This window comes from Paraburkholderia sp. NMBU_R16, assembly GCF_013282575.1.
Taxonomy (GTDB): Bacteria; Pseudomonadota; Gammaproteobacteria; order Burkholderiales; family Burkholderiaceae; genus Trinickia.
Genome location: NZ_JAAAYE010000160.1, coordinates 1 through 2,204 on the forward strand (window position 1 = coordinate 1; position 2,204 = coordinate 2,204).

Consider the following 2,204-nt stretch of genomic DNA (forward strand, 5'->3'; position numbering starts at 1 on the left):
TGAATTCCATTGCCGCCCAGCTCTCCGTTGATCGTGCCATTCGCGTGCCGCGCAAAAAGCAAGAGTAAACGGCAAGTCGCGACAGTTTACAAGCCGCTCACGCGGACTTGTGTGTAATGAAATGGGCATAACCTCTACTGCGCCTCGCGTCGTTCGTTGTCTCGTTCTCGATAAGCAGGGGCAGGTATCCGACAGCTTCCCGATCGGCAGGCGTGTGGTACTCGCTTCTTTGGAAGACCGTGAACTGGGCCGACAGACCATGAATGAGCTGTACGAGGACTTTGAGTACTACCGTCGGTTCATGGAGAAGGGCCCCGCTTCTTTGCCACCGGTCGAGGAGTTCCTGTCCACGGAGATTTCCTTTCGGAACTCTCTGAAGCTTCAGTTTGATGGCATGTCGGACATGTTGCGTTCGGGAAACGTGTTTCTACAACTGGTCGGCATCGTCGCTGCGATCCCAACGTTCATTCTTGCCGTCGCTTATCATCTCGCGCAGCTGACGTGTCGCGAGCCTGTGTGGCCCGAAGACGTCGAGCGCGCGTGTGCCCCAATGCTTGGACAGACGGAAGGAGTCGCATCGTGAGCCGTCGATTCATTCGCAAGGGAGACAAGACCTCCTGCAACTGCGTCGTCGAAGACGGCATTGAAAACTCGTCGTTCCAAGGACAGCCGTTGGCTTGCTTAGGCGGCCGTGTGCAGTGTCCGGCCTGCGGGATGGACGGCGTCATCATCAGCGACGGCGCTGCACGCAAAATGGCGTTTGACGGACTGTCATGGTATCGGCTCAACAGGCCAGTGACCTCGCAAGAAGATGCTGCGCGTCTGCAGATTGATCAATCTTGTTCCAAGACTGCGACAGATGGCAATACGGTGTTCTCGATAAGTGAAAGCTGCCTCGAGATTTCAGATGACAACTATAGGGAAAAGGGGTGGGGGCTGCTCGCCTTCCTGATCCCGGGAATGGGGGCGTTCGCTGCCACGGCATTTGTTTTGTGGGTCATAGTCTCTCCCCCCCTGGCCGTGAAGGATCGCGGGCAAGAAGCATTGATACTGCCTCTATTTGCGCCGCTTCTGCTGTTTATGCTTTGCCTATGCGCCCTAGCTATTTGGGCTTTGACAAGGGACTGCTTCGGCTACACGAGGAATCCTATCCGTCTCAATCGCATCAATCGGACGATATACGTCTTTCGCCGGAATGGGCCGGGCGGCGTGCTGGCCGTGCCTTGGGATAGAGCGTTTTTTTATGTCGAGCGGCGTCAAAGAGCGGCGCTATCGAGGACCGCGACGCGGCTCATCCGATGCTTTGTTCTCAACGACCGTGGTCACGTCGTTGATACGTTTTCGATGGGGCGCCGCATCGAATTGGCGTTCGACGAGGACACTGCGGCGGGTCAGCAGGCGATGGACGTCCTGTATCAAAATTTCGAGTATTACCGGCGCTTCATGGACGAAGGCCCGTCGTCCGTGCCTCCGGTGGCAGAGTTACTGTCGACCGAAGTTTCCTTCCGGAACTCCCTGAAAATGCAGTTTCAGGACGTACCCGACATCGTTAATTCCGGACATCCTCTGTTGTGGCTGCTTCTTGCTATGACGGCGCTCCCAAGCCTTATCCAGGCGACGATGCACTACCTTGCGCAACTGACTTGTCGCGATTCTGTTTGGCCCGAAGCGGTCGAGCGCGCGTGTACTCCCACGGCAACCGAGCCGGAAGGGCTCGCATCATGAACCGAAGATTTATCCGCAAGGGCGACAAAACCACCTGCAATGGCGTCGTCGAAGACGGCATCGAAAATTCGTCGTTCCAGGGACGGCCGTTGGCTTACCTTGGCGGCCGCGTGCAGTGTACAGCCTGCGGGACGCATGGCGTCATCATCAGCGATGGCGCCCCACGCACGATGACGGTTAGGGGCAAGCACGTCGCACTTGAGAACGACCTGTGCCAGTGCAAATGCGAACCGCTACCAAAGCTCATCGCATCGCAGGCACTCGGATCGATAGCGACGTAACTGGCGGTGCGCCGCCATCGCCGGCCGGCTGCCCTCCCTGGCATGTGGCAGTGGCCCTGGCGGCCCGGCATTGCCGCGCGTCAAACAAGATGAGAGCAGCGCGTCAATCAGGATGAGAGTACTGGCGTGGCGGCAGCGGTGAAGGGCGTAGCCCGGAACCGCTGCCGCCACGCCGCGCCGAGCAGTCCCCCGTCATCG

General features: G+C 58.3%; 3 protein-coding genes. All 3 read left to right on the forward strand.

Annotated elements, in window-relative coordinates; all coding sequences use genetic code 11:
- The first annotated feature begins 259 nt into the window (after positions 1-259).
- Genes GWC77_RS27435 through GWC77_RS27445 form a run of 3 tightly spaced genes read left to right on the forward strand, consistent with a single transcriptional unit; the run spans position 260 to position 2,006 of the window.
- Positions 260-583: a DUF6708 domain-containing protein gene (locus GWC77_RS27435; RefSeq protein ID WP_254367222.1), complete on the forward strand. Its 324-nt coding sequence runs from the start codon at positions 260-262 to the stop codon at positions 581-583.
- Entirely contained in the window at positions 580-1,725 is a 1,146-nt protein-coding gene (locus GWC77_RS27440; RefSeq protein ID WP_173262545.1) for a PAAR domain-containing protein, read from the forward strand. Before GWC77_RS27435 ends, GWC77_RS27440 begins: the two co-directional genes overlap by 4 nt.
- Positions 1,722-2,006: a PAAR domain-containing protein gene (locus GWC77_RS27445; RefSeq protein ID WP_173262548.1), complete on the forward strand. Its 285-nt coding sequence runs from the start codon at positions 1,722-1,724 to the stop codon at positions 2,004-2,006. Before GWC77_RS27440 ends, GWC77_RS27445 begins: the two co-directional genes overlap by 4 nt.
- The last annotated feature ends 198 nt before the right edge of the window (positions 2,007-2,204 follow it).